The sequence below is a fragment of the Nonomuraea cavernae genome (assembly GCF_014646355.1).
Taxonomy (GTDB): Bacteria; Actinomycetota; Actinomycetes; order Streptosporangiales; family Streptosporangiaceae; genus Nonomuraea; species Nonomuraea cavernae.
Map to the genome: position 1 here is coordinate 12,025 of NZ_BMNH01000042.1, position 25,897 is coordinate 37,921.

Here is a 25,897-nt window from a genome sequence, read left to right on the forward strand (position 1 = left end):
GCCGGGGTGGGGCGGATGACGGATGCGAGAGTGACGGGGGTTCGGGTGTCGCAGGTGGAGAACGTGGTCGGAGACCGGGTGCTGATCGCCGTGCAGGCGGTCAACATCTCACGGCTTTCGACTCATCCGGTGCCGACCGTTCCCGGCACGCTCATCGTGGTGGCCGGGGCGGGGCCCAAGGACTCCAACGGCGCGGGCAAGTCGTCGTTCATCGCCTCGATCACGGCGCTGCTGGGTGACGAGCAGTGGCGCTTCGCCTCCGGCGCCAAGGCGGTGTCGGAGCTGCTGTTCAACGCCGAGCTGGCCAGCGGCGCGGGCGCCCGCCAGTGGGCCAGCGCCGACCACGGCTACATCGTCGGCGTGTTCGGCCCCCCTGACGGGCCGCCGCACCTCTCTGGCAGTCTCAGTGACGGAGCGCCACAAGCCCCGGGCAGCTCCGGCGACGACTCGCCACACACCCTCGACGGCCCCGGCGATGGCTCTCCGGGGGACACCGCGCGCTCAGGTGCGGGCGATGAGGAGTTGTTCGCGCTGCCCGACACCTCCGGCGGCGCCGTCACCGTGTGGCTCAGAGTCAACCAGGAGGCGCCGCACCTGGAGATCCGCTGGCACGACGGCGTGCGGCTGGCCTCGGCCGCGTCCGAGGCCGAGCGGGTGGCCAGGGCCGACGAGATCTGGGCGTCGCTGCCCCGGTCCGCCGGGCGGCGCGACGTGGTGGCCCGTGACCTGACGAAGGTGCTCTACGGAGACCGGGTGCGGTGCGTGTCGTTCCTGTCCACCTCGGTCCGCAGCAAGGTGGCGACCAACCTGCTCTCCCAGCCGCTCAACGAGATCTCGCCGGAGCGCGTGTTCGAGGCCATCGCGGCGTTGACCGGCCTGGACGCCGAGCTGGAGCAGGAGCGGGAGGCGCGGCGCGACGAGCACGCCAAGCGGGTGCGGGCCGCGCAGGCCCGCGACCGGCTGGCCGAGTTCGAGGCGGAGTCGAAGGCGCTGCTGGGCACCTTCGACCGTCGCGACCAGGCGAGGGTGCGCCTGGCCGACGCGCTGCGGTGCTGGCGCGGCCGGCAGGCGCGCAAGCTGGCCGACGCGGCGGCCAAGGACGAGATCATGGCCGCCGAGCTCGACCGGCACCGCGCGGCGGGTGAGGCGGCCGGCGAGGCGATCGCCATGGTCAAGGCGGAGATCGCCACGCTGAAGGACGACACGCTCGACCGGCGCGTCGCGGAGGCGCGCAAGGAGCTGGCTGCGCTCCAGGCGCGGGCCGCCAAGCTCGAAGCCGACCGGGCGGTGGCCGAAAACTCCGCCGACGAGCTGCGCGGCCGGATTCCGGCGCTGGAGGAGACGCGCCGGTTCGCCGATGGCCGCGACGTGCCGGGAGCCGAGCGAGAGCTGGTGGAGGTCAGGCAGCGGCTCAACGAGGCGTTGAAGGGCCTCGGCGTGGCCGACCGGGAGGTGAGCTCCGCCCAGTCGGCGCTGGATGACGCCGAGGGCGGCCCGGCGGCGGCCCAGCTCAACGCGCTGGCCGCCGCAGGTGTGGACGCGACAGGTCTGCTCGACGCTCTCGACGTGGCCGAGCAGGCGCACGACCACGCGGGGCTGGGGCTGGGGCTGGAGGGTCTGCGAGGGTGGCCGAACGAGCATGCCGTCATCGTCGACGCCGGACGGTTGGCCGCCGCGGCCGAGGCGCTGAGTGAGCTGCCGGGGTCGGTGCTGGTCAGTGCCGCCGGGGTGAGCGTGGTGGGGGCTTTCGACGGGGTGGCGACCGGGCGCGAGGCGCGCATCAAGGCAGCCGAGCAGCGGCTCAACCGGGCCCGCGACATCCAGGAGACCGCGGCGCGGGCCGTACACGAGGGGGAGGAAGCCGTCGCGGCCGCGCAGCGGCGGGTCGAGGGCGCGCGGGCCGGGGTGCGGCTCGCCGAGCTGGAGACGCGGCTGGCCGGTCAGCGGTCCAGGCTGGCCGAGCTGGCCGGGGCGCTCGGCGAGGTCGGGCCCGCGGTGGCCGAGGCCGAGCGGCAGGCGGGCGCGCTCGATTTCCGGGCCCGGACGCGCGACATGGAGATCGAACGGCTGGAGGGCCGGCGGCAGCGGCACGAGAGCGAGCGGGCCCAGGCGCGCGAGCAGGAGGCGCGGGTGGGCGCCGAGCGGGAGGCGCTCAAGCTCGCCGCGCTGGCCGCCGACTGGGGCGGCACCGTCGAGGCGGCGCGCGAGTGGCTGCGGGAGTTGCCCGAGGAGGAGCGGCCGCGCACCGCCGACGAGTGGTGGCGGGTCGCCGAGCGCCATTTCGACCAGGCGTTGCGTGACACGTTCCCCGAGGAGGACGCCGAGATTCCCGAGGAGCTGCGGTTCCTGCTGGCCGAGCGGGGCGGGAGCACGGCGCGCGAGCAGTCGACGTTCGCGGCGGTGTGCGGGGCGCTGGCCTCCTACCTGCGCGGTCAGGAGGAGTACGAGAAGCACCAGCGGCGCCAGATCGAGGCCCAGCTCGTGTCGCGGCAGCGTGACCTTGCCGCGGCGGCCAAGGGCGCCGAGGAGGCGGCGCACTCGACGTCCGTGCACCGCGCGGCGCTGAGTGCGGCGATCAAGGCCAGGCTCACCAGGGTGGCCGAGGAGTTCGAGAAGCTCGACACCGGTTACGGCGGTTACGGCGCCACGCTGGAGTTCCCGGTGCCGCCCGCACCGGCGGATCCGGAGCAGCGCTGGCAGTGGCGGGTGACGCCCAAGTGGCGGCGCGGAGAGGGGCAGGGGTTCGTCCCCTACAACCGCAGGGCCAACACGGCGCTCATGGACGAGAAGGCCGTCAAGCTCGTGTGCGCGGCGGCCATCGCGTCGTCCGGTGGCGGTCACCTGTGCCTGGTGCTCGACGAGCTGGGCCGCAACCTCGGCAAGGAGCACCGGCGCGAGGCGGTCGCGCTGTTCCGCCGGATCGGCGAGACGTACGGGATCACGGTGATCGGGGCGCTGCAGGACGACATGGAGCCCTACGCGATCGACGCCTGCGGCCAGTACATCAAGTTGCGTCGCTCGTCCGACGCCATGCCCTACAACGAGCCGCCGGTGATCGTCGGCCACGACGAGCACGCCGACCGGGTCCGGGCGCTCGCGGCCTACGTGGAAAGACCGTGACTCCCGACGTGTCACCAGGTGAGGTGTGGCGGCGGAGGAGTCAGCGGGAGGCCAGCCAGTCGCGAAACCTGCGGCCGATCACAACCGGGTCCTCCAGCAGCTTCGGGACACCCGATGCGTTGCCCGGCTCGATCCGGACGTGCAGGAAGGCCGGGCCGCCCGGCTCCAGCGCCTTCGCGAACTCCGCGCGCAACGTCCGAGGGTCGGCGGCCTGACGCACCGACCAGCCGGCGGCGGCGGCGAGCGCGCCGAGGTCGATCCGAGCCGAGTAGGTGGGCAGGTCGCCCGTCGAGCCGTAGACCGCGTTGTCGAGCAGCACGAGCAGCAGTTTGTCCGGCCGGAGGTAGCCTCCGGTGGCCAGCACGTTGGGGTTCATGAACAGCGACCCGTCGCCCTCGATGGCGACGACTCGCGGGATCGCCGAGCCGGCCAGGCCGAGCGCCACGCCGGTGGCGACCGAGCCCGCGAGTCCCATCGAGTCGAGCAGGTAGAGGTGGTTGGGTCTGTCGGCGATCGCGGCCAGTTCGCGGCTGGTCGCCGCGCACGTCACGACCACCGGGAGGTCAGCGGTCCCCTCCACCAGCACCTGGAGCGCGTCGATGCGCCGCATGCTCACGCCGTCTTTCCGTCGGTGGCCCAGAACTGCGCCAGCACCACCACCGGGCGGAACGTCATCCGGGCGTGCGCTCCGGCCTCCGCCACCACGTCCTCCCAGTCGGCGGGCCCGCTGCGCCGGTCGAGGTCGAAAACGCGCACCCCGAGCCGGTCGAGCAGGGCGGGCACGTGCTGGGAGAAAGAATGGATCATCGAGTTGTACTCGCCCAGCCCGCCACGGATGTTGGCCACGATCAGCAACGGCAGATGGTAGGAGACGTTGAACGTGGTCAGCGCCGTGAGCGCGTTGCCGAACCCGTTGTCCTGCATCACCACCGCGCCGAACCTCCCGGTCAGCGGCAGCGCGCCGATCACCCCCATCGCCTCCTCCTCACGGGAGAGAGGGAACACCAGGTCGGGCCGCCCGAGCGCGGTGATCACCGGCGCGACGCCGACGGAGGGGACATAGCCGACCAGTTCGGCTCCCGAAGCCCAGATGCCCTGGGCCACCGCCGCGGCGTAGGGGGAAGTCATGTGCGCAACCTACCCAGAGGCGGGTCATCTGATCGGCGGGCCGGTGTAGGAGGCGCGCAACCGCAGCAGCGAGCCCCTGCCGTACTCCTCCATGGCGTGGGCCAGCCAGCCAGCCGTCCTGGCGACCGCGAAGACGGCCTCGCCCGCGCCGCTCACCATCCCGGTGACCGCGACGAGCGTGGCGAGCGCGAAGTCGATGTTGGGCTCGGGAAGCCGGCGCCTGCGCGCCTCGTGGAGCACGGCCTGCGCGGCGGCGACCCGCTCGTGGCCGGGCGCCGCCTCGCGCACCAGGTCGAGGAGCAGGCCGCCGCGGGCGTCGCCGTTCTTGTAGACGCTGTGGCCGAAGCCGGGGACGCGCTCCCCTCGTCGTACGCGCTCCGCGACGGCGCGCGACGCCTGCCCGGGCTCGGCCACCTCGGTCAGCAGCCGCTCCGCCCCGTACGAGGCGCCGCCGTGCAGCGGGCCGCCGAGCACGCCGAGCCCGGTGAGCACCACGGCGTACGGGTCGGCCTTGGCGGAGGCGGCCACCCTGGCGGCCAGCGTGGAGGCGGCCAGTTCGTGGTCGGCGAGCAGCACGAGCGCCGCCCGGAACGCGACGAGCAGACCCGGCGTGGCGGGACGCGGGCACAGCCGTGACCAGAGGCGCTCGGCGATCGAGTCGCCTTCCGGCTCGCTCAGCGCGGGCAGGGCGTCGACCAGGCCGGCGACGAGACGGCGGGCGGTGGCGGTGACCGACACCGGGTCGAGCTGGTGGCGCAGGATGTCGGAGGCGCCGAGGACCGTTGTGATCACCTGCAGCCGGTCGAGCGGCAGCAGGCCGGCGGGCAGATCGCGCTGCGCGGCGACGGCCGCCCGCAGCCCTTCGAGATCGGCCGTCCATCCCCGCCGTGCTCCGATGCCGGACGTGCCGGAAGGCCCGCCAGACTCATCCGACGACATACCGGGAGGCCGGCCCTGATCGCCGGACGCCATGCCAGGGTGCCGGCCGGACTCGCCGGGCGGCGTGTCGGCGTCCCGACCGGGCGTGGCCGGCCGCGTGCCGTAGTCGCCGCTCTTGGACAGGGGTGGGTGAGGAAGGACGGCGGGGTCGCCGGTCCAGAGCCAGTCGGCGACCGCTTCGAAGGTGGCGGTGCGGGCCAGGCCGAGGGCGTCGCGGCCGCGGTAGTAGGGACGGTCGAGGCCGAGGGCGGTGATGCCCGACTCGATGACGAGCTCCGGCGGCTGCCCACGTGGCCGGCCGCGCCGCGCCAGCCGCTCGATCTCGGCGGCGTCGAACAGGCTGCGCCGCCCGTCCTCGCCGTGGCGGCGCTTGAGCACACCCCTGCTGACATAGGCGTAGAGCGTGGCCGGCTTCACGCCGAGCCGCTCAGCCGCCGTGGCCGCGTCGATCCACTCCACGCCCGCACCTCACAACATTGACGAAAATCAATATTGATACACATTGAGAGACCGTGTCAACGTGAAGCCATGCCAAAAGTTCACTTTCTCGACGTGACCAACCGGGACGGCGTGCAGACCGCGCGCACCGGCCTGTCGAAGTTCGGCAAGACCATGGTCAACTTCTATCTGGCCAAGCTCGGCGTGGCGCAGTCCGAGATCGGTTTCCCCTTCCTGTTCCACGAGGTCCCCTACGTGAAGGCGCAGGTGGCCCTGGCCGAGGCGGGCGCGTTCGGCGAACTGCGGCTGTCCGGGTGGTGCCGGGGCGTGGCGGAGGACGTGGAGAAGGCGGCGCCGCTGGGGTTGCGGCACTACAACCTGTCGATCTCCACCTCGGACTACATGATCCAGAACAAGTTCCGGGGCCGCCTCGACCGCGGTTCGATCATCAGGGAGATGACGGCCGCCGTCACAGCGGCCAAGGCGGCGGGCGCCCACACCGTGGGGGTCAACGCCGAGGACGGGTCGCGCACCGATGACGGCTTCCTGCTGGAGTTCGCGCTGGCGGCCAAGGAGGCGGGGGCCGGCCGGGTGCGTTACTGCGACACGATCGGCGGCGACACACCCGACCGGATCCGCGAGCGGTTCGCCAAGCTGGCCTCGTCCGCGGGGATGCCGGTCGAGACGCACTGTCACAACGACCTCGGCATGGCGGTGGCCAACTCGGTGTCGGGCGCGCTCGGCGATCTGGACGCCGGTCAGGACGCGTGGGTCAACACCTGCGTGAACGGCGTCGGCGAGCGTTCGGGCAACGCCGACCTGCTGTCCACGATCCTGGCGTTCGAGCATGGCTTCGGGCTCAACGCGGAGATCGGCGACGCCCTCGACCTGTCCTGGGCCCGCCGGTTCGGGCTGTGGGCGGCCTACGCGCTCGGGCAGCCGGTGCCGTACAACCAGGTGGGGGTGGGGCGCAACGCGTTCGCGCACGAGAGCGGCATCCACGCCGACGGCGCGCTGAAGGACCACGGCAACTACGAGCTGTACGACGAGGCGACGCTGGGGCCGTTCCCCGACGACTGGCACGCGCGCCGCGGCCGGGTCGTGCTGACCGGCGAGTACGGCGGGAAGGCCGGGTTCGGGCACGTCATGGAGGGGCTGGGGGTCGAGGTGCGGGAGGAGGACCTGGCGTTCCGCGTGGTCCAGCTCTGCAACGCGATGACCGGCCGGCCGCTCACCGACGACGAGTTGCGCCTGATCGCGACCTATCCGCGCGAGCTGTCACTCCTGTTCCCCGGCTACGAGACCGGCTGAACTCCGGAGTCCGCCCTGGTCGCTCCATGTCCTGCACGGCCGAGGTCCTCACCAGCCGACGCCCTGGTCGATCGGGGTCCTGCCCGGCCGAGTCCGGCCTGGCCATGGCGTTAGCCTGGATGGATGGACCCTGGAACCTATGCACTGGGACCTGACTCGGGCTCCCTTGTCGTCCATACGACCCGCACCGGGCTGGGCGCGAAGGCGGGCCACGACCTGACCATCGAGGTGACCCGCTGGCGAGGTGAGGCCGTGGTCGACCCCGCCGGTCCGGCCGGCTCGTCGGTGACCCTGGAGCTCGACGCCTCGTCGCTGGAGGTCAGGGAGGGCACCGGCGGCATCAAACCGCTCACCGACGGCGACCGGCGGGAGATCCAGAAGATCACGCGTGAGAAGGTCCTCCAGACCGGCCGTCACCCGACGATCACGTTCCGCTCCACCCGGATCTCCGGCGACCCGGAGTCGTTCCAGGTCGAGGGGGACCTCACCCTGGCCGGGGTCACCCGGCCGGTCACCGTGTCGGGCGCGCTGGCCGGCGACCGCGTCCGCGGCACGGCCACCGTCACGCAGAGCCTCTGGGGCATCCGGCCCTATTCGGGGTTGTTCGGCGCGCTCAAGCTCAGCGACGACGTCGAGGTGCGGTTCGACCTCGGCCTGACCCCGTGACGGTGGCGGTACACCTGGCCCCCTGCCACTGTGGCATCCGGCCAGGTCGTACGCCGTTTCACCACGGGCGCGGCCTGACGGAGCCCGAGAAATGAGGCGGTGCCGGTCGGGTCTACCCGCCCATGGTCCCCGGCCGCCGGTCCCGCGGCGCTTCCGCGCGCAGGCTGGGCAGGAGCGCGCCGAGGTCTGCGTCGGCGCCGAGCAGTCCTTCGAGGTCGACTCCTTCCGGCGCGAGCGGCGCCAGCAGAGCCGCGGTCTGCCGGCTCACCTCCGAGGTCGCCCCCTCGATCTGCTCCATGATCGAAGCGGCGATCTCCGACGCGGCCAGCTTTCTGGTGATACGCGGATCCAATTCGAGGTGCGTGATGCGCCCCTGCGGCCCGGCTTTCACGGTCACCAGGCCGTCCTTCGAGGTGGCAGTGGCCTCAACCTCCCGCAGCCGCTCGTAAACACTCCGGATCTCGGCGGCCTGTCGCTCGTAATCGGTAACCAGTTCTTCCAGCTGCGCGTGAAGCTCCTCATGCATGATGCGCGTCCTCTTCACCACTGTGCCGCCCCGGGGTCGGCAGGTGCCGCACCGCGTGCGGGTCCTCCCTGTGAAGGATGTCGTAACCCTCGGCGTACGTACGCATCATTGGCCACAACAACTGGGCACGCAGACAGACCGGCACACCCGAGTCCGCGATCCGCGCCAAGACCCAGCCGGGATCTGTCCTGTCAAGGGTGAGTACGGCCAGCATCAGTAGGTCGTCCTCCTCCAGAGCCGGATTGGTCGTCTCATCGATCTCCCCTGCGAGAAATCCGCTGACGAATCTCCCAGCCGAGTCCAGACTTTCCAGCATCATGGTCCATTCCCGTTGTTGGTATGCGGGTTGGCAGGGTCGACGCCGTTCCGTTCGAAGATGCCGTAGACCTCACTCATGAACGTGTCTAGATCGCCGCCGCCATTCAACATGCTTCGCTTGAGGGCGGTATAAATGAGATTTGCGCGGAGGGTGCCGAAGCTGAGCTCAGACACCATCGGCTCAGCGCCAAGGCTGACACCGTCCATCACCGGCAGCGTCATCGGCAGCGTGGTTGGCAGCAAGACACCGGGATTGCGTTCATGGTAGTCACCGAGCCATTGGACCACCCTGTCGGTCGCTGCCTGATCTGCAAGGAAGATCACGATTCCCTCATGACGTTGTGTGATTCTCTCGTACCCGGCGATCTTGGCCGAGTCCACCCCCGGGAAACGCCGAGGCTCGTCCACGACCTCCTTGACCAAGGCGCTCATCAACTCTGACGCACTCTTGGGCATGGCGTTCAAGTAAAGGCGTTGGGTGACCCCGAAATTAGCCCCTTCGCGGACAAAATGGAAGAACCCTCGCGCATTCCGGGAATCCCTGAGAGATCGCTCCCCTAGGTATTGCCTCGTTCTCTGATCGAACGACAGGCGGTCCGGCCTAGAATGAGCCAGGTCAACAAGAACCTTCATGTAGGAGCGAGGGCTCCGGTCAAGCGATTTAGTTACTCCGTCGTAAGCGTATTTTCTATAGATGTCATCCCCACTCCCGATGGATGACCGTTCTGCCCAGACCCGTTCGAGGAAGGCGTCTGTGCTCTCCCGTGACACGGCGGGCGGCTCCTGACCGTACGCCCGGTAGGAGGCCACCCGCATCGCCTCCAACTCTGAGAAGGACAGCTCCGGATACGACCTCGCGAGATGTGCGTACGTTTTGGGACCCTGCGGAATCGACGGGCTCTCTTGCTGCTGGGCGAAATCAGCAAGCCCCCTTGCCAGGGAATCAGGGTCAGTCGCAAGGGCCACCGGATGCCCCTCGGCGACAGCCCGCACATACATTTCAGCGAGACCAGCGCGACCATGAAGATCCACTAATCGGTTGAACGCTCCACTCGACGACCGCTCCCCCGAGACCAACTCGGGAACAAGCTCGTCCAACCGATCCAGGACCCGAGCATGCCCCGGCGAAGGAGCATCCATGCCCAATCGCTGAGCCACCCAATCACCCGAGAAAACCTCTGGTGAACGTATTGCTCCGTCACCGTTCCTGACCGGCGACGCGAGATCCGCCGGCGGCCGCTCACCGCCCGGCCCAGCCTCCCGCGGAGCCATCCCCTGATCATCATGCCGAACAGGGGAATCCCCGACACGGGCCCTCGGCGAGGGCTCGCCCGAACTCCGCGCAGCCTCCCGCTGAATGAAATCATCAAGCCCCCTGGCCAGGGACCCGGCATCGCGAGCTTCGGTGACCCCCCGGTACTCGGTCTCCACAGCCCGCACATACAACTCCGCCAGATCAGCAGGACCATGGCGCTCCACCAATCCGTTGAACGCCTCGCTCGACGACCGATCCCCGTGGGTCAGCTCAGGAACAAGCTGGTCCAACCGGTCAAGGATCCGAGCTTGCACCGGCGAAGGCGGATCCATGCCCAATCGCCGGGCCACCCACTCACCGGAGAAAACCTCTGGCGATCTCCTCGACGCGCCGCCGTCCCTGACCGGCGACACAACCTCATCCCGCGGCCGCCCACCCGGCCCAGCATCCCGCGAACCCTCCTGCTCACGGATGAAATCCGCAAGCCCTCTCGCCAGCGACTCAGGATCGGTCGCACGAGCAACCTGATGCCCAGCCTCCACAGCGCTCACATACGCCGTCACCACACTGCGACCACCGTGCGCCGCCACCAGCTGGTTGAGCGTGCTGCTCGGGGACTGCTGCAGCCCCACCACCTCAGGAACGATCCCATGGAACCGGCCCATGAGCTGGGCCTGCGCCTGCGGAACATCCCGCAGACCAAGGATGTCGGCCACCGCCCGGCCCACCGCGACCTCAAAGTTCCCGGGCCTCCCACCGCCCGGCCCCGCGTCCGGTGGGGACATCCCAGGATCGTGGGCGAGCGTCGCAGGCGATGGCGTACGCGGGACTTGACCCTCCACGACCGGAGCCGGCGCCAGCGAGGAGCTGGGTTGATCGACTGAGTGGGGGGCCGCATCCTCATAGGGCATCCGACGAAAGGCGTCGGCACGGTCGCCAACCGCCTCCGGCAGTCCGTGGGCAGGCCGGTCCCCTGCACTCCTGTTCCCGGCCGGAGACACCGGCCCGTCGCCTGCCCTCATGTCCCTTGCGCTTGGCCGGTCGCCGACACTTCGGTTCGCTGCCGGAGTCCCGGGCCTATCGTTCGCACTTCTGGCAGGCCCCTGGGTCGCGGGGTCGGCACCTCTGCTCCTGGTTGCCGGGGCAGCGGCAGGCCCGCCGCCATCACCAGACGGTGGCGCGGGTTGTCGATCGAGCAGCGGCCAGACTCGCTGGTCCCGGTTTACCTGAGAACCATCGGGCTGCTGGGCAAGCGCTGTGGGACGCTCAGCAGGCGGCCTCGTGGGAGCGGCCTCAAATTGTCGGGATCGCACGGGAACTGCGCCGTCATCCCCCAGCCGAGGCGCCCTGCCAGGCAGGTCGGTCATGGGCCTGGGACGAGCGGTCGGGCCAGGACTGGGACGGGCGGTGGGGCCAGGACTGGGACGGGCGGTGGGGCCGATGCCGCCGATCAATCCGGAGCCAAGGGCGAACAGCAGGTTGTCGCGAGTGAGCTGCCCCGTCGCCCCGAGCGTGACTGCGCTGGCGGCCACACTCGACAGACCCCCCATGACCGTCTGCCCCAACACCGTGTCGGGCGCGCCGGCCATCAGCGTCCGCAGCGTCTTGGCCTCGTTACTGGCGACCCTGCCGACCATGTCATCAGTCACCAGCTTGGCCGCACCGATCTTCATCCCTCCGAACAACGCCCCAGTCAGCGCGCCGGTCCCCGTCGACCACAACAACGACTCGAAGTTGATCTCGTCCCGGTGCCCGACCAGCATCTGCCCCAGCTGAATGCCGCCGTCCAGACCGCCCATGATTGCCCCGAACAGGAGCATGTTCCTCAGCACGATCCCCTTGATCGCCTGATTGCGCACCCGCTCGAACGCCAGCCTGCTCGAGATCAGTGCCGTCGCACTCGGATTCGCAATCGCGAACCCCAGCAGCCGGAGAATCGCCGCCCCGGTCATGATCGCCCCAGCGATCATCATCACCTGAGTGTGCTCAATGTCCGTCGCCTGCTTGCGCGTCATGGACGCGCCCTGCCGGACCTCATGCTCCACATACGTCAGCGCAGCGACCGGATTCCGGTCCACCTCGTCTGGATCACCACCGACGTCCCGCACCAGCTCACCGAACAACTGAGCGAACTCGGCCTGGGCTGTCCCCTCCCACACCCCACCCCGCAGCAGCGCCGCCACGCCATCGCCCGCTTCCTTACGCAACCGGCCGAGCGCGTCAGCTATCCCCTCCATCTCGTCAGCCTTGGCCACCATGTCGTCGTAACGCTGCTCCGGAAACAACCCACCCGCGATATAGGGCCAAAACGGCTTCACCACATCAGGCACAAAAGCATGCGGATCCATCAGAACCTGTCCCGGAGAGTCGAAGCGTCGTCAGCCGCCTGGTAGTTACGCCGCGTCTGAACGGTGTTGCCGGCCGCCGTCTGCGACTGCTCGGCGATCAGCCGCAGGAGCCTGGCCGCGCGTTCGAACCGCTGTCCCTGCTGGCTCCAGAACGTGTTGCCGTAGTCATCACCGGTCGCCGCCTTACGGGTGGCGCGCGCGGTCGCCTCATGCGCGCCGGCCAGCCCATTCAGGCCCACGCCCAACTCCCCCAGCAAGTCGCTGAGCGTGCGCAACCCCCGCTCGGCGAACGCGATGTCACCGGGATCCGCAGAGACTGACGTGCGCTCCGGCAGGACGCTCAGGTCCGGCCGGTCATTACGGAGCGAATCCGGGAGACACGGCCCCGGCTGCGGACACAGCGGACTGTGAGAACACGGGGTCACCACCGCATCCTGCGGATTCCACGGAGTCGTCAGACCATCCTCCCGCACATCCCCAACACCACGATGGTGAACGAAAAGGCTACCTGATCAGCCCGAAAGCGAGGATCACAGATCAGCGGCGATGACCTTCACCCTGGCACGCCCGGCCAGGGCCACCATGGTGACGGACGGCCGACGCCGGACCTCGGCCCGCCATGGGCAACCGTGCGGCCGAGACCACGCCACCGTCCGCGACGGCGGTCACACCACCGAAAGGCTCGATCCGGCACGCGTCTTGGAGACCTTGAGCTGGGCCGGGATGCGCGAGCGCAGCTCGGCGACGTGGCTGATGACGCCGACGGCGCGCCCGCCGTCGCGTAGCTCGTCGAGAATGTCGAGGACGCCGTCGAGGGTGTCCTCGTCGAGGGTGCCGAACCCCTCGTCCACGAAGAGCGTGCCGATCTCGGCCCCCCCGGCCTCGGCCGTGACGACGTCGGCCAGCCCGAGGGCCAGCGCCAGCGAGGTGATGAAGCTCTCTCCGCCGGAGAGAGTCGCCGGGTCGCGCTCGACGCCCGTCCACCCGTCGGAGATCCGCAACCCGAGCCCGCCGCCCGAACGGCCACGCGCGCCGGCCGTCTTACGCAGGTCGTGACGCAGGAGGTAGCGGCCGGCGGACATGTGGTCGAGGCGCTCGTTGGCGGCGTCGACCACCTGCCTGAGCCGCTCGCCGAGCACGTACGACGACAGGCTCATGCTCCACTGGTTGTCGCTGGAGGTGCCGCTGGCCAGGGCCGCCATGCGCTCGGCCAGCTTGTGCCGGTCGGCGGCGGGCTGCCAGGTGGCCAGACCTGCCGCCAGCTCACCGTGGAGCTCGTCCAGCCGGTGCGCTCTGGCCATGGCCTGGTCGAGCGCGGAGGCCAGGGCGGTGTGGGCCTGCTGCGCCGCCTCGCGCTCCGCCTCGATCGCCGCCAGGTCGGGCGCCGGCGCCTCGGCCGCCGCCAGCAGCTCGGGGTCGGCCAGGATGCCGCTCACGGCGGCGTACTGGTCGTCCAGCCGCCGCAGCCGCTCGGCCTTGCTCTCCAGCTCGGCCGGGGTCCTGGCGGCGTCGACGACGTCGTCGACCTCGGCGAAGCCCGCCTCCAGGGTGGCCCGTTCGGCCGCCTCGGCGGCTCTGGCACGCTCCTGTTCGGCGGACATGGCCAGCCGCGTCGCCTCCAGTGCCTCCCGCAACAGCTCCGCCTCGTCGCTGAGCCTGGACAGCCGCGCGGTGAGCGTCGGATCGTCGCCGCGGGCGCTGTCGAGCCGCGCGGTCAGCCTCCCCGCGTCACCGCTGAGCTCCTCCTGGCGGGTGCGGCAGGCGGCCAGCCTGGCCGTGACCCTGCGCGCCCGCTCCTCCAGCGAGACCCGCTCCTGACCGAGCCGCGCCGCCTCGGCGGCCAGCTCCGGCTCCTCGGCCGCCGACGCCTTGAGCCGCCGCACCTCCCGCTCGGCCGCCGCCAGCACCTCGACGGCCTGGACGTCGCCGCCCAACCCGCTCGAATCACCCTGGCCGCCCACGCCACCCAGGCCGGACGGGTCCAGTTGAGCGGAACCCTCGGTGCTGGTGTCCAACGCGAGACCCAGGCTGCCACGGGCGAGCTGGGCGGCGAGACGGGAGCGTTCGGCCTGCAGGTGGCTGCGGTGGGCGCGGTGGGCGGCGAGGTCTTCGGCCAGCCGGCGGGCGCGGTCGGTGACGTGCTCACGGTCGGCCTCGACGCGGTCGAGCTCCGCGGCCAGCGCGGGCTCGAGTGCGGCGATCCCCTCCAGGCGGGCGAGCTCCTGCTCGGCCCGCAGCACCTCCGCCTCGGCGGCGTCGGCGTCGAGACCGCCCGTGGCCGCCACCGCGTCGGCGTGGCGGGACTCAAGGGCGGCGAGGGTACGTTCGGCGGCCTCGCGTTCGGCGTGCGCTCCTTCATGGGCGTGCTCGGCGGCCAGCTCGTCGTCCGCCGAGGGCGCGCTGGGGGCGGGCGAGGCCGGGGCGGGGTGGTGCTCGGAGCCGCACACCGCGCAGGGCCGGCCGTCGGACAGGTCGCGGGCCAGCTCGGCCGCCATGCCGTCGATGCGGGCCTGGCGGATGTCCAGCCACTGCTCCCTCAGACCCTGGGCCCTGTCCACCAGAGCCTGGTGGGTGGCCGCCGCCGCCTCCAGCTCACCGGCCAGGGTGTCACGACGCAGGACCGCGTCGCGTATGGTCCGGGCCGCGTCGAGCGTCGCGGCCGCGGCCGGGATCGCCGCGATCTCCGCGCGTACGCCGGCGAGCCGCCCCGACACGTCGGCGAGCCGCTGGGGCAGCTCCGCCTCGGCGGCGGCCACCTCGGCCTCCCGCTGCGCCAGCCCGTCCAGCTCGGCGTCCAGCGCGGCGAGCCCGCGATCGGCTGCGATCAGCTCGGCCGCGGCGGCCCGCACGGCTTCGGCCGCCGGGATCCTGGCGGCGTCGAGGCGGGCCCGCTCGGCACGGTGCTCGGCCTCGGCCATGAGCTCGGGCAGGGCGGCCAGCCGGATGGCGGTCGCCTCGTCCTCCGTGGCCAGCCCGGCGAGCTCCTCCTCGGCCCGCCGCAGGTCTCTCCGGACGACCAGGAGCCTGGCCTCCTCGGTGAGCAGCTCGGACAGCCGCGCGATCTCGGCCTGCCGCTGCCTCTCCATCTCGGCGAGCCGCTCCGGCGACACCGCGGAACCATCGCCGGGCCGGGGCGGGAAGTCGGCGGATGGGCCGTCGGTCGCGCGGCCCAACAGGGGACGGGCGCGGGCCACGGCGTCGGCCGCGAGGGAGGTGGCCTTGGCGGCGGCCTCGGCGCGCTGCCTGGCGGCCGTGATCAGCGGGATCACGGCCGCGGCCCGAGCCGCGTCGTCGAGGATCGCCTGAAGGTCCGCTCGCTCGTCGGCACGTTCGTCCAGAGTGCGACGCAGGGTCAGCGCCTCGGCGTGACGGCGCCGGCGGTCGGCCAGCGCCGCGGCCTGCTCGAACGTGAGGCGCGCCTGCCGCGACGCCTGCTCCGCCCGCGCGTGCTGCTCGGTGCGCCGGGTGACCACGGCCCGGGCCGCGTCGCGCAGTGCTCCGGCCCACCCGAGAGGATCATCCTCGACCGACGGCACTCCGGCCTCGGCCGACCCGGGATCGGCGCCATCGGCCGAGCCGGGCGACGACGATCCGGGCAAGGGATCGCTGAACAGGAGCTCCTGGCCCGCATCGGCGGCGCCGGCCGACGGGGACTGGGAGGCGGTGAGAGGTGCGGGCTGGCCGAGGGTGTCGCCGGCCGCCTCCTCCAGCCGCTGGATGGCGAAGTCGACCTGCTGGCGCAGGTCCTGGGCCTCGCGCCAGGACTGCTTGCGGTGCTCGGCCAGCCACGACTCTGTCTGGGTGAACACCTTGACCGTGAAGAGGCGTTCGAGCAGCTTGCGGCGGTCGTCGCCGTCGGCTCGCAGGAACCGGGCGAAGTCGCCCTGGGGCAGCATGGCGACCTGGCAGAACTGGTCGGCGTTCATGCCGAGCAGCCCGCCGATGAGGTCGCCCGCCTCGTCGGCCCTGGTGGTGAGGCCCTGCCAGCCGGCTCCGGCCCGCTCCTCGACGATGACCTTGGCCTTCTCCTCGGTGCAGCCCGTGCCGCGGAGCTTGGGCCGCTGCCAGGCGGGAGAGCGCTGGATGCGGAGGTGCCGGCCGCGTACGGTCACCTCCAGCGTGACCGACGGGCCGACGGAGGGGGCGGCGTGGTCACAGCGCAGGGCACGGGCGCTGTTGCGCTGGCCGGGCACCTGCCCGTAGAGGGCGAAGCAGAGCGCGTCGAGGATCGTCGTCTTGCCCGCGCCGGTGGGCCCGTGCACGAGGAAGAGGCCCGCCTGCGCCAGCGCGTCGAAGTCGACCGTCTCCGCACCGGGGAACGACCCGAACGCCGTCAGGGAGAGCCGGTGTGGCCGCATCTACGCCATCGTCTCCTTCGCCCGGGACGCCTCGACCGCCTGTCTTAGCAGCTTTTCCTCGTCGGCCGCGGCAGGCTCGCCGCGTACCTCACGGACGAAGTCGAGCGCGACGTCGGCCTCCGGGCGCCCGCTGAGCCGCACGGGCTGGGCGGCGGGAGCGCCGCCCTCGGGGTCGAAGGAGAGCGCCAGCGTGTGCGGGAAGCGGGCGCGCAGCCGGTCCATGGCCGATTTGGGGCGTATGGGGTCGGTCAGCACCACCTGCAGCCAGTGGTCCTCGAAGCGGGCGTGGGCGGGCGAGGTCAGCAGGTCGTCGAGATGGCCGCGCAGCCGGCCGACCGGCCGGGGCACCGGCGCCGGCACGAACTCCACGCCCGAGCCGAGCGTGACCAGCCACGAACCCTTGACGTGGTCGGCCTCGGAGAACGAGTAGGCCAGCGGGGAGCCGGAGTAGCGGACCGTCTCGGACATGCGCTGGCGCCCGTGCAGGTGGCCGAGCGCGACGTAGTCGACCCCGTCGAACGCCGACAGCGGCACGTGGGCGACCCCGCCCACGCTGATGTCGCGCTCGCTGTCGCTGGCCTGGCCTCCGGTGACGAAGGCGTGGGCCAGCACGACAGAGCGGCCGCGGCGGGCGGCGTCGGCGCGGACGCGGGTCATGGCGTGGGTGAGCGCGGCGGTGTGGCTGCGATCGGGCAGCTCCCAGGGGGCGCGGACCAGCTCGGGCTCCAGGTAGGGGATGCCGTAGAAGGCGACGTCGTCGATCATCACGGGCTCCCACGCCCGCGACGGGTCGGTGCGCAGGTGCACCCCCGCGGCGTCGAACAGGGAGGCGCCGAAGCCGAGCCGCCGCGCGGAGTCGTGGTTGCCGCTGATCAGCACGGTCCGCGCGCCCTCGGCGGCCAGCCGCCCCAGCGCCTCGTTGCACAGGGTCACGGCGTCGACCGGCGGGAGGGCCCGGTCGTAGACGTCACCGGACACCGCCACCACGTCGACCCGCTCGGCGCGGACGGTCTCGACCAGGTGGTCGACGAACGCGGCCTGACCGTCGAGCAGGCTCTCGCGATGGAACGAGCGCCCCAGGTGCCAGTCGCTGGTGTGCAGGATCCGCATTCGCAGGAAGCTAACAGTTCTCACCGACAAATGCGGCCCCATGCGCCTCACCAGCGGGGAGTAGGCTGAATGATCGACGGGCAAACCAACCCACATGGGGAGGCCGATGCGCACTGGCCGTGGCACCTTGAGCGTCGCAGCCGGTCTGATGCTGGTGGTTCTGGCATCCGTCGGATACGTCCTGCCACCCGCGTTCGACCCGCCACCGCTCAGGGCCGATCAGGAGTTCCAGGCTTTACCGGCTCAGCCGCCGAGCGAGCTGCGCTCCGTCGTGGCGGTCGATCCGATCAGCCGCGAGGAGATCTCCGTCCCGGCGCAGGGGCAGCGGCTGGTGGGCACCGTGCGGGCGCCGCTCACACCGGGCCGGCATCCGGCGCTGGTGTTCGTGTCGGGGTCGGGCAACGGCTCGCGGACCGAGTTCACGCCGCAGGCGGAGTTCCTGGCCAAGGCGGGCGTGGTGACGCTCGCGTTCGACAAGCGGACGGTCGGCTACAACTTCCGCGACCGCGACTTCTCGCTGCTCGCCGACGACGCGCTCCGCATGGTGGAGCACCTGGCGAAGCGGCCGGACGTCGATCCGGCGCGGATCGGGTTATGGGCGGTCAGTGAGGGCGGATGGGTGGCGCCGATCGCCGCCGCGAAGAGCTCGGCGGTGGGGTTCACGGTGCTGGTGTCCTCACCGAACGTCTCACCGCTGCGGCAGGTGGCCTGGGCGCTGAACGAGCAGTTGCTCCGCCTGCGCGCCCCGATCGGCGTGCGCGACCTGCTGACCAGGGCGATGGGCGGGATCGGCTTCGACTTCCTGCGCCACGACGCGATGCCGGCGCTGCGGCGGATGAGACAGCCGGTGCTGGCCCTCTACGGCACGACCGACCCGTCCATCCCGTTCGTCGAGTCCACCAGGGCGCTGACCACGGCGCTGGCCGAGGCGGGCAACGACGGCTACACGATCCGCTTCATGGGCCGAGCCGACCACGCCATGCGGGTCAACGGCGGCGACTTCGCGCCGGGCTATCTGGAGACGCTCACCAACTGGATCACCGGCCTGCCGGGCACCGCCCGGCCCGAGGTGCGCATGGCGGGCACCACTCCGGTGCAGCGGTTCGAGGCCAGCGACGTGCCGGCCGCGCCGTGGTACGCGGGCGGGACGATGCTGGGGCTGACCATCTGCCTGGCCGCCGTCGGCTACGTGGCGGGCCCGGTCGCCGTCATGCTGGTACGGCTGCGCGGCCGGCCCCTCGCGCAGGTCGAGGCCAACACCAAACTGTGGCCGCCGATCAGGCGCAGACTGAGCCGGATGGCGTGGACGGGGCTGGGGCTGCTGCTCTCGGTGGTGGCGTTCATCATGGTGCTGGTGCTGTTCTCGGTGAACCAGGCGGGCGCCTGGCCCGCGGTGCTGGCCGGCTGGCTGGTCGTGCGCGGCATGGCCGTGCTGATGCTGGTGCAGGAGGTCACGGCCGTGGCGGCGGTCGTGGCGGCGCTGCGGGAGGGCATGCGGCTGAGCCGGTGGCAGCACGTGGCGATCGCGGGGGTGCTGGGCGGCACGGGGTTGCTGCTGGTGGCGGCCGCCTACTACGGGTTGTTCTCGTTCCCCTGGTAGACCCGCGTCCTCCCGACGGGCACGGCGTCCCTAGGCGTCCCGGTCCGCCGGCCCGACGTAGGCGTTCAGCCAGCGGTCGATCTCGGCGAACACCTGCTTGCGCACCGGCTCGCTGGACAGCACCAGGTCGTGTACGCCGTCGGCGACGCGGACGCAGGTGACGTGCGGGCCGATCGAGGTGGACCAGCGGGCGATCTGCCGGGGGTCGAGCACGATGTCGGCCGCACGGGCCTCGGGGACGAAGTCGCGTACCCGCAGGCCCCTGGCCGAGGCGAGGACGAGCACCGGCACGTCGACCGCGAGCCCGGCGTGCAGGCGGCGCTGCGCACGGCGGACGGCGGCCAGCCACATGGCGTGCACGGCGAAGCCGCCGAGCGGCTTGAGCTCCAGATCGTAGTCCCATTCGCCCTGCTCGGAGCTGTGCAGGCTCTGGCCGTAGACGGTGCTGACGCCCAGAGGCAGCGGCCGGCTCGTGTAGGAGAGCGGAGTCTTGAGCAGGTCGGCGGCCAGGCGGAGCGGAGCGGACACGTTGAGGTCGAAGAACGGGCTGTTGAGCACCAGCCCCTGCACGAGGCCCCGGCCGCGGACCCGGTCGGCCCACAGCGAGGCGATCAGGCCGCCGGTCGAGTGGGCGTTGACGGTGAGCTCGTCGTGGTCCCGCCGGATGACCCGGACGGCCTCGTCGATCTCGGGGAAGTAGTCGGTGACGCTCCTGATCAGGCCCCTGGTCTGGTGCGGCAGCAACGACCTCCCGTATTTACGCAGGTCGAGCGCGTAGAAGTCGATGCCGCGGTCGAGGTAGTGCTCGGCCAGGTGGTCCTGGAAGAAGTAGTCGGTGAAGCCGTGGAGATAGAGCACCGCCCGGCGGGACGCCTCGGTCCGCCGCGACACCAGTGTCGCCACGACCTCACCCTCGAAGTCGGGCGGCATGGGCAGAACGGTGATCTCGTACATGCTAGACACGATAGGGATCGTCCGGCCAGGACGGTACACCGTCCGGCAGATCCTGGCTGACCTTCATCGGGAACTCGGCCGGCCGCTTCTCCAGGAACGACGTCACGCCCTCGACGGCGTCAGCCGAGGAGCCCAGCTCGGCCATCAGCCTGGAGTCGGCCGCGTGCGCCTCCCATGGGGACGATGCCGACAGCCCCGACCACATCAGCCTGCGGACCGCGGCGACCGAGACGGCCGAGGTGTTGCCGGCGATCTCGCGGGCCAGCGCGTAGGCGGCGGGCAGCAGCTCGTCCGCCGGATACAGGCGTGAGACCAGCCGGGCTTCGAGGGCCTCCGAGGCGGGGAAGACGCGGCCCGTCGCGGCCCATTCCATGGCCTGGGCGATGCCCACGATCCTGGGCAGGAACCAGCCGGAGGCCGCCTCGGGGACGATGCCGCGGCGGGCGAACACGAAGCCGAACTTCGCGGTGTCGGCCGCGAGCCTGACGTCCATCGGCAGCGTCATCGTGACGCCCACCCCGACGGCCGCGCCGTTGATGGCGCCGATGACCGGCTTCAGCGACTGGGCGATGCGCAGGGCGACCGTGCCTCCGCCGTCGCGCGGGTAGCCGTCGACGAGCTCCTCCTGGTGGTCGCCGCGGTCCCGGCGGGTGAACGTGCCGCCGCCCCCGCCCAGGTCGGCGCCGGCGCAGAAGGCCCGGCCGGCGCCGGTGACGACCACGGCGCGCACGTCGTCGTCGGCGTCCGCGAGATCGAACGCCTCGATCAACTCCGCGCGCATCGTCAGGGTGAAGGCGTTGAGCCGGTCCGGGCGCTTCAGGGTGACGGTCGCGATGCGGTCCGTCACGGCGTACTCGATCTCGGAGAAGGCCATGACCGAATCTTATTCGGTCATCGAAGTTGACTCTCATATAACGGCATATTTCGCGTTTAAGCCGTAAGATCCCCCCTCGATTCGGCCTAAAGTGGGCCGCGTCCAGCGGCCGCTTCTGGAAGCGGCGTTCGCACCTGGAATGGGCGTCCAGCGGGCCACCTCGGGTAGCGGGGTACGCGTCTACGGTGGAGCACGGGGAAACGGGGATGGCGTGAGGCAGGCAACGAAACCGGTGAGCGCCGGGGGGTTCCTCGGCTGGCTGGCGCTGGCGGTGCTGGCCCCCGGCGCGGCACATCTGCGCGCAGGCCGGCGGCGGACCGGGCTGGTGCTGCTCTCCTGCCACGCGGCCGGGCTGCTCGCGTTGCTCGCGGTCGCGCTGACCACCGACAACCTGCTCGGCATGCTGACCGAGGACAGCTGGCTCATCGCGATCGCCGCCGGCTCGGCCGTCCTCGGCCTGGCGTGGTTCGCCCTGATCGTCCACTCGTTCACGGTGCTCCGGCCCAACGCGCTCTCCCAGGGCGGACAGGTGCTCACGGGCATCTTCGCGGGGCTGCTGGCGGTCGTGGTGGTGCTGCCGTTCGGGCTGACCGCTGAGTACGTCTGGACCTCCCAGCAGACGCTCAACGACATCTTCGTCAACCCCACGCCCGACCCCCGGGCAGAGGAGCGGGTACGCCCGGAGAACCCGTGGGCCGGGCGGCAGCGGGTCAACATCCTGCTGCTCGGCGGCGACGCCGCCGGTGACCGGGCGGGCGTGCGCACCGACAGCATGAACCTGGCCAGCATCGACGTACGGACCGGCAGCACGGTGCTGATCAGCCTGCCGCGCAACCTGGAGAACGTCCGCTTCCGCCCCGGCACGCCGATGGCCCGGCGCTTCCCCGCCGGCTTCCGGCTGCCGGCCGATCCCGGCGGCGGGCGCAGCGACCTCCTCAACAGCGTCTGGGAGTACTCCGACGCGCACCCGGAGATCTTCGGCGGCAGGCAGCACCAGGGCCCGAAGGTGCTGATGGACACGATCGGCTACACGCTGGGGCTCGACGTCGACTGGTACGCCCTGGTGAACATGTGGGGGTTCGCCCGGCTGATCGACGCGATCGGCGGGGTCACACTGAGCGTCGAGCAGGACGTGGTGTTCGGCACCTACAACGAGGGCCTGGTCAAGCAGGGCACGCGCCGGCTGAAGGGCGAGGACGCGATGTGGTACGCCCGTTCGCGCACCAACAGCGACGACTACACCAGGATGCGCCGCCAGCGGTGCGTGCTCGGCGCGCTGCTCGACCAGGCCGATCCCGCCACCGTGCTGACCCGGTTCACCCAGATCGCGCTGGCCACCAAAGAGCTGATCAAGACGGACATCCCCCGGCCCATGCTGAAGCACCTGGTGCCCCTGGCGCTCCAGGTCAAGAACGCCAGGGTGACGAGCATGCAGTTCGTGCCCCCGCTGATCTCCACCGGCTACCCCGACTGGCAGAAGATCCGCTATCTCACCGCCAAGGCGATCCGCGACTCGGGCGCCACGGGCCCGGTCGCGGCGTCGGCGGCCCCTTCGCCGACGTCCTCCGCGACGTCCTCTCCGACGTCCTCTCCGGCGTCCTCTCCCGCGTCCCCCCGGGCGTCGTCACCAGGGAGCACCCCGGCGAGCACGCCGAAGAGCGGCCTGGGCGGCACGCCGAGGAAGTCCGCCACGCCGTCCCCCACCCAGGAGCTCACCGAGGGCTGCGGAGCGCTGTGACGGCACCGGCGGGACCGGGAGGCCGATCAACCCGCCGGGCCGAACGTCAGGCGGGCCGGTGGAAGGTGGCGCGGCAGTGGTGGCGCACGGCGTCGGGGAAGTCCTCGCTCTCCTCCATCACCACCCCGCCGGTGGCGAAGGCGGCGATCTCGGACGGTGTGAGCGGCCACGGCGGCGCGAACACCGGCTGCCCTTCGTTCCGAGCCGACGCGATCACCACCAGTGTCCCGCCCGGCCCCACGAAGGAGGACACCCGTGCGATAGCCTCGGAGTGCAGCGCCTCGGGCAGCGCCTGCACCGTCGAGATCTCCACGACCAGGTCGAACGCCTCCCGCCACTCGCCGGGCGGATCGAGCAGGTCGGCCACGACGTAGCGCACACTTTCGCCCGGGAACCGCTCCCCCGCCAGCCGCACGGCCGACTCGCTCACGTCGAACGCGACCGTCTCGAAGCCGAGCCCCGCGATGTACTGGGCGTCGTTCCCCAGGCCCGCGCCGACCACGAGCGCTCTGAGCCCCTTACCGCGCAGGCCGCGCTTCGAGGCCCAGTCGACGAGCATGACGTGCGGCCGCCGGAAGTCCCACGGCACGATCGCGTCGCCCGTGTCGGACTCGGCGTAGAGCCGCTCGAACCACCCGATCGGGTCGCCGGCCGCCAGCGACTCGGCGGCCAGCCTCCGGACGTCCTCGTCCGGATCCCTCGCGTTCAGCTCCACCCCCAGCTCCAGCCCGTACGGCAGGCCGCGCGCCACCTCGCCGGCCAGTTCCACCACGTCCACCCGATCCCCCAGCCGGCCGACGAGCACCCGCTGGACGAAGGGATCGGCGTGCAGGTAGCCCAGCCGCCGCAGGGCCACATCGAGCAGCGGCATCAGCACGCAGACCTCGGGCGCGGGGTGCGGGCAGGAAGCGCTCGTATGCGACCATTCGAGCTCGCCCGCCCGGCCTCCGGCAGCGAGGCGGACGACGTCCTCGGCGGAGGCGGGCCGCCCGAGCAACGCGGTCGCGGCCGCGAGAACTCCGATCCGCTCCGCCTCCTGGTAGTACACCCACAGCTCCGCGGGCTTGTCGCGGATCGGGCCGCCTTTGACGCCGAGCGGGGAGCCGGGCCGGCCGAACAGCTCGCGCCAGAGAGCATGCGCCATCCGGCGTTCGAGCCTGGCCGGAAGGCGATCAGCCACCGGGTCGGTCGCGGGTGCGACCGGCGCCCCGCTGTCCCAGCCCAGCTCCAGCAGCAGTTCCCTCTCGTGCCGGTCGAGCTTCTCCGCGACGAACGTGTCGACGCGTGGCTGGATCCGCGCCAGCAGGCCGTCCTCCCGGACCTTCCACCGGAAGGACTCGAAGGCGTCGGAGGGAAACCCCCAATGATGGTCGGCCCAGAGCCTTACATAGCGGTATACATGCCAGGCGAAAGCATGGTCGATCATGATCTCTCGCCGGGTCGCCCGAGCCAGCGTCTCCTGGCCGACAAGAGCGGCGGTCTCCCGCCACAGCTCCTGCCGGATCCTCTTGGCCTGCGCTCGAAGCCGGGCGCGATCGGGATGCGGCTTGCCGGATGCCGCACGGGCGAGGTCTTTAAGATTGAGGCTCGCGACCCAACGATCGCGCCACGACAGCCGTGAGACGAGCAGATGCCGCACCACGATCGCGCGTAGCTCGTCCTCTTCGAGTTCCGTCACCAGAGGGAGCCCGAGCCAGAATTTTATTCTGCGCCCCGTATGCACCGTCATGGCCGGCAGGCTCCAGAGGCGTACCTTGGGGACGGTCCCGACTTCCGCCAGTTCCATGGCCTCGAGGAAGACCCTCCTGAGCCGGGGATGTTCGTCGAGCGCGAAGGCGGGATTGTCCCACCAGACGTTGGGGCCCTGTGTCATGACGAGGGCGTACAGGCACACACAGGTCAGTGCGCCCCACACCACGGCGAGCACAAGGCCGCCGTCCAACTCCACGATGAGGGTGACGCCGCCGATGCCGGCGCCGATCAGCACGACGATGCCGCAGAGCACCTGCAACCAGGCCGGCACGAAGGCGTTCAGGTGCATGGTCAGCAGCAGATGCAGCACCCTCCATCTGGATAACTCCACGCCCACCGCCCCTGTCCCGATATTTCGGGATGAAGGTAGTGCGTGGTGATCACGTACGTGTCACGCGCCGACCTGGACCCTGCCACCGGGAACGGGCCCGCCACCCGGTTCACGAGGTGAAGACGTCCCTGGCCAGGCGGCGGACACGGGACTCGTCGACCGAGTGGCCGAGACCGGGCTGGGTGAGCGGGACCGCGATGACCCCGGCGTTGGCGCCCACGATGGGGGTGACGATCTGGTTGTTGCGCGGCGGCTGGGTGACGTCGCAGGGCAGCGTGCAGCCGGGAAGGCTGGCGACCGCGACCGTCGCCGCCCTGGCCAGGCCAGCGCCCTGGCCGCCCGAGCACTGGATGTCCCAGCCGGCCGCCACGGCGCGGTCGTGGGCGCGGCGGGCCTCGCTGATCGACGGGAAGCCGGTGGGCCGCAGGAGCAGCACCCTGGCCGCCCGCAGCGTCAGATAGTCGTCGAGGTCGGCCGTGGCGCAGACCTCCACGGCCACCGAGGCGGCGACCTCGTCCTGGAGCGAGGCGTGCGCGTAGACGTCGGCCACCGGGAAGGGCCGCTCGATGACCTCCAGGCCGTAGGAGTCGAGCGCCACGAGCTGGCCCCGGTCGGTGTAGGCGCCGCCGCAGTCGACGGCGAGGGTCAGCGCGGGATAGGCGGCGCGGACCGCACGGACCGGCTCGACGTCCCAGCCGGGCCTGATGTCGAGCGTCACGTGGCCGTAGCCGGCGCAGACCTGCTGGTTGACCCGGGTCACCAGGCTCTCGAGCGAGGCGTCGGGGCTGAGCCGGACGGTGGCCATCAGCGAGGTGCGGGTGCCGCCGATCGCGTCGGCCAGCGGCACGCCGCGCATCCTGGTCCACAGGTCCCAGCAGGCCATGTCGACGGCGGAGTCACCGCTCGCGACGCTGTCGGGATGCTCCCAGTCGACGCCGATGAGCAGGGCGGCCAGCGACTCCTCCAATCTGGACCAGGCTTTGGGCGCGGGGCTCACCGTCTCACCCCACCCCGTCATGCCGCCCTGGTCGGTGAGCTTCACGAGCAGGCTGTCCGTGCGCCTGCCATGCGGCAGGACGACGCGGAACACCTCCAGCTTCCGCACACGCGGCATGTGCCCCCCTCATCCGG

Annotated in this window: 18 protein-coding genes; 5 read left to right on the forward strand and 13 right to left on the reverse strand. The window is 71.4% G+C overall.

The window, feature by feature from the left end:
* Positions 1–15 precede the first annotated feature (15 nt).
* A complete protein-coding gene (locus tag IEY82_RS36375) occupies positions 16–3,120 on the forward strand; it encodes a coiled-coil domain-containing protein (RefSeq protein ID WP_225264328.1) in 3,105 nt (1,034 codons plus the stop codon).
* Positions 3,121–3,160: 40 nt separating this feature from the next.
* Here the strand turns inward: IEY82_RS36375 and IEY82_RS36380 are convergent, their stop codons facing one another.
* The 3 genes from IEY82_RS36380 to IEY82_RS36390 are packed head-to-tail and all read right to left on the reverse strand — an operon-like array spanning position 3,161 to position 5,646.
* The gene (locus IEY82_RS36380; RefSeq protein WP_189128859.1) at positions 3,161–3,730 is read right to left on the reverse strand and encodes a thiamine pyrophosphate-dependent enzyme; all 570 of its coding nucleotides are present in this window, start codon (positions 3,728–3,730) and stop codon (positions 3,161–3,163) included.
* Positions 3,731–3,732: 2 nt separating this feature from the next.
* Complete coding sequence (locus tag IEY82_RS36385; protein WP_189128833.1) at positions 3,733–4,248, reverse strand: thiamine pyrophosphate-binding protein; 516 nt, start codon at positions 4,246–4,248, stop codon at positions 3,733–3,735.
* A gap of 24 nt (positions 4,249–4,272) precedes the next feature.
* Entirely contained in the window at positions 4,273–5,646 is a 1,374-nt protein-coding gene (locus IEY82_RS36390) for a citrate synthase (protein ID WP_189128834.1), read from the reverse strand.
* Between the two features lie 69 nt (positions 5,647–5,715).
* Between IEY82_RS36390 and IEY82_RS36395 the strand changes: the two genes are divergently transcribed.
* Positions 5,716–6,936 (forward strand): LeuA family protein, encoded by a 1,221-nt coding sequence (locus tag IEY82_RS36395; RefSeq protein ID WP_189128835.1) that lies wholly within the window; start codon positions 5,716–5,718, stop codon positions 6,934–6,936.
* Between the two features lie 123 nt (positions 6,937–7,059).
* Positions 7,060–7,602, forward strand: a complete 543-nt coding sequence (locus tag IEY82_RS36400; RefSeq protein ID WP_189128836.1) for a YceI family protein — start codon at positions 7,060–7,062, stop codon at positions 7,600–7,602.
* A gap of 112 nt (positions 7,603–7,714) precedes the next feature.
* On the opposite strand, the gene IEY82_RS36405 is transcribed toward IEY82_RS36400, so the two are convergent.
* From IEY82_RS36405 to IEY82_RS36430, 6 genes are all read right to left on the reverse strand, one after another.
* On the reverse strand, positions 7,715–8,128 hold the full coding sequence (locus tag IEY82_RS36405; protein WP_189128837.1) for a YbaB/EbfC family nucleoid-associated protein: 414 nt from the start codon (positions 8,126–8,128) through the stop codon (positions 7,715–7,717).
* A complete protein-coding gene (locus IEY82_RS36410; RefSeq protein WP_189128838.1) occupies positions 8,121–8,447 on the reverse strand; it encodes a hypothetical protein in 327 nt (108 codons plus the stop codon). The genes IEY82_RS36405 and IEY82_RS36410 overlap by 8 nt, the downstream gene beginning before the upstream one ends.
* Positions 8,444–12,049, reverse strand: coding sequence for a T3SS effector HopA1 family protein (locus tag IEY82_RS36415; protein ID WP_189128839.1), 3,606 nt, complete (start codon positions 12,047–12,049; stop codon positions 8,444–8,446). Before IEY82_RS36415 ends, IEY82_RS36410 begins: the two co-directional genes overlap by 4 nt.
* Positions 12,049–12,288 carry a hypothetical protein gene (locus IEY82_RS36420; protein ID WP_189128840.1) on the reverse strand — a complete coding sequence of 80 codons (240 nt, stop codon included), beginning with the start codon at positions 12,286–12,288 and terminating at the stop codon, positions 12,049–12,051. The genes IEY82_RS36415 and IEY82_RS36420 overlap by 1 nt, the downstream gene beginning before the upstream one ends.
* A gap of 426 nt (positions 12,289–12,714) precedes the next feature.
* Entirely contained in the window at positions 12,715–16,407 is a 3,693-nt protein-coding gene (locus IEY82_RS40045; RefSeq protein ID WP_189128841.1) for an AAA family ATPase, read from the reverse strand.
* Positions 16,408–17,517: an exonuclease SbcCD subunit D gene (locus tag IEY82_RS36430; RefSeq protein WP_189128842.1), complete on the reverse strand. Its 1,110-nt coding sequence runs from the start codon at positions 17,515–17,517 to the stop codon at positions 16,408–16,410. It lies immediately after the preceding gene.
* A gap of 148 nt (positions 17,518–17,665) precedes the next feature.
* On the opposite strand from IEY82_RS36430, the gene IEY82_RS36435 reads away from it, so the two are divergent.
* Complete coding sequence (locus IEY82_RS36435) at positions 17,666–19,117, forward strand: alpha/beta hydrolase family protein (RefSeq protein ID WP_229697781.1); 1,452 nt, start codon at positions 17,666–17,668, stop codon at positions 19,115–19,117.
* Positions 19,118–19,147: 30 nt separating this feature from the next.
* On the opposite strand, the gene IEY82_RS36440 is transcribed toward IEY82_RS36435, so the two are convergent.
* Positions 19,148–20,071 carry an alpha/beta hydrolase gene (locus IEY82_RS36440; RefSeq protein ID WP_225264327.1) on the reverse strand — a complete coding sequence of 308 codons (924 nt, stop codon included), beginning with the start codon at positions 20,069–20,071 and terminating at the stop codon, positions 19,148–19,150.
* Between the two features lies 1 nt (position 20,072).
* Positions 20,073–20,945, reverse strand: coding sequence for an enoyl-CoA hydratase-related protein (locus tag IEY82_RS36445; RefSeq protein WP_189128844.1), 873 nt, complete (start codon positions 20,943–20,945; stop codon positions 20,073–20,075).
* A 211-nt stretch (positions 20,946–21,156) separates the two neighbouring features.
* On the opposite strand from IEY82_RS36445, the gene IEY82_RS36450 reads away from it, so the two are divergent.
* Positions 21,157–22,683, forward strand: a complete 1,527-nt coding sequence (locus IEY82_RS36450; RefSeq protein ID WP_225264325.1) for an LCP family protein — start codon at positions 21,157–21,159, stop codon at positions 22,681–22,683.
* A gap of 46 nt (positions 22,684–22,729) precedes the next feature.
* Here IEY82_RS36450 and IEY82_RS39680 read toward each other — a convergent pair whose 3' ends face one another.
* Positions 22,730–24,745 carry a class I SAM-dependent methyltransferase gene (locus IEY82_RS39680; protein WP_225264323.1) on the reverse strand — a complete coding sequence of 672 codons (2,016 nt, stop codon included), beginning with the start codon at positions 24,743–24,745 and terminating at the stop codon, positions 22,730–22,732.
* 130 nt (positions 24,746–24,875) lie between these two features.
* Complete coding sequence (locus IEY82_RS36460; protein WP_189128845.1) at positions 24,876–25,880, reverse strand: enolase C-terminal domain-like protein; 1,005 nt, start codon at positions 25,878–25,880, stop codon at positions 24,876–24,878.
* Positions 25,881–25,897 lie beyond the last annotated feature (17 nt).

What these genes read in the sequence shown, in the direction of transcription:
- IEY82_RS36435 (WP_229697781.1), top strand. Translation starts at nt 17,666, where the DNA reads ATGCTGGTGGTTCTGGCATCCGTCGGATACGTCCTGCCACCCGCGTTC.
- IEY82_RS36380 (WP_189128859.1), bottom strand. Translation starts at nt 3,730, where the DNA reads ATGCGGCGCATCGACGCGCTCCAGGTGCTGGTGGAGGGGACCGCTGAC.
- IEY82_RS40045 (WP_189128841.1), bottom strand. Translation starts at nt 16,407, where the DNA reads ATGCGGCCACACCGGCTCTCCCTGACGGCGTTCGGGTCGTTCCCCGGT.
- IEY82_RS36400 (WP_189128836.1), top strand. Translation starts at nt 7,060, where the DNA reads ATGGACCCTGGAACCTATGCACTGGGACCTGACTCGGGCTCCCTTGTC.
- IEY82_RS36440 (WP_225264327.1), bottom strand. Translation starts at nt 20,071, where the DNA reads ATGTACGAGATCACCGTTCTGCCCATGCCGCCCGACTTCGAGGGTGAG.
- IEY82_RS36445 (WP_189128844.1), bottom strand. Translation starts at nt 20,945, where the DNA reads ATGGCCTTCTCCGAGATCGAGTACGCCGTGACGGACCGCATCGCGACC.
- IEY82_RS36405 (WP_189128837.1), bottom strand. Translation starts at nt 8,128, where the DNA reads ATGCATGAGGAGCTTCACGCGCAGCTGGAAGAACTGGTTACCGATTAC.
- IEY82_RS36395 (WP_189128835.1), top strand. Translation starts at nt 5,716, where the DNA reads ATGCCAAAAGTTCACTTTCTCGACGTGACCAACCGGGACGGCGTGCAG.
- IEY82_RS36410 (WP_189128838.1), bottom strand. Translation starts at nt 8,447, where the DNA reads ATGATGCTGGAAAGTCTGGACTCGGCTGGGAGATTCGTCAGCGGATTT.
- IEY82_RS36430 (WP_189128842.1), bottom strand. Translation starts at nt 17,517, where the DNA reads ATGCGGATCCTGCACACCAGCGACTGGCACCTGGGGCGCTCGTTCCAT.
- IEY82_RS36415 (WP_189128839.1), bottom strand. Translation starts at nt 12,049, where the DNA reads ATGGATCCGCATGCTTTTGTGCCTGATGTGGTGAAGCCGTTTTGGCCC.
- IEY82_RS36375 (WP_225264328.1), top strand. Translation starts at nt 16, where the DNA reads ATGACGGATGCGAGAGTGACGGGGGTTCGGGTGTCGCAGGTGGAGAAC.
- IEY82_RS36385 (WP_189128833.1), bottom strand. Translation starts at nt 4,248, where the DNA reads ATGACTTCCCCCTACGCCGCGGCGGTGGCCCAGGGCATCTGGGCTTCG.
- IEY82_RS36460 (WP_189128845.1), bottom strand. Translation starts at nt 25,880, where the DNA reads ATGCCGCGTGTGCGGAAGCTGGAGGTGTTCCGCGTCGTCCTGCCGCAT.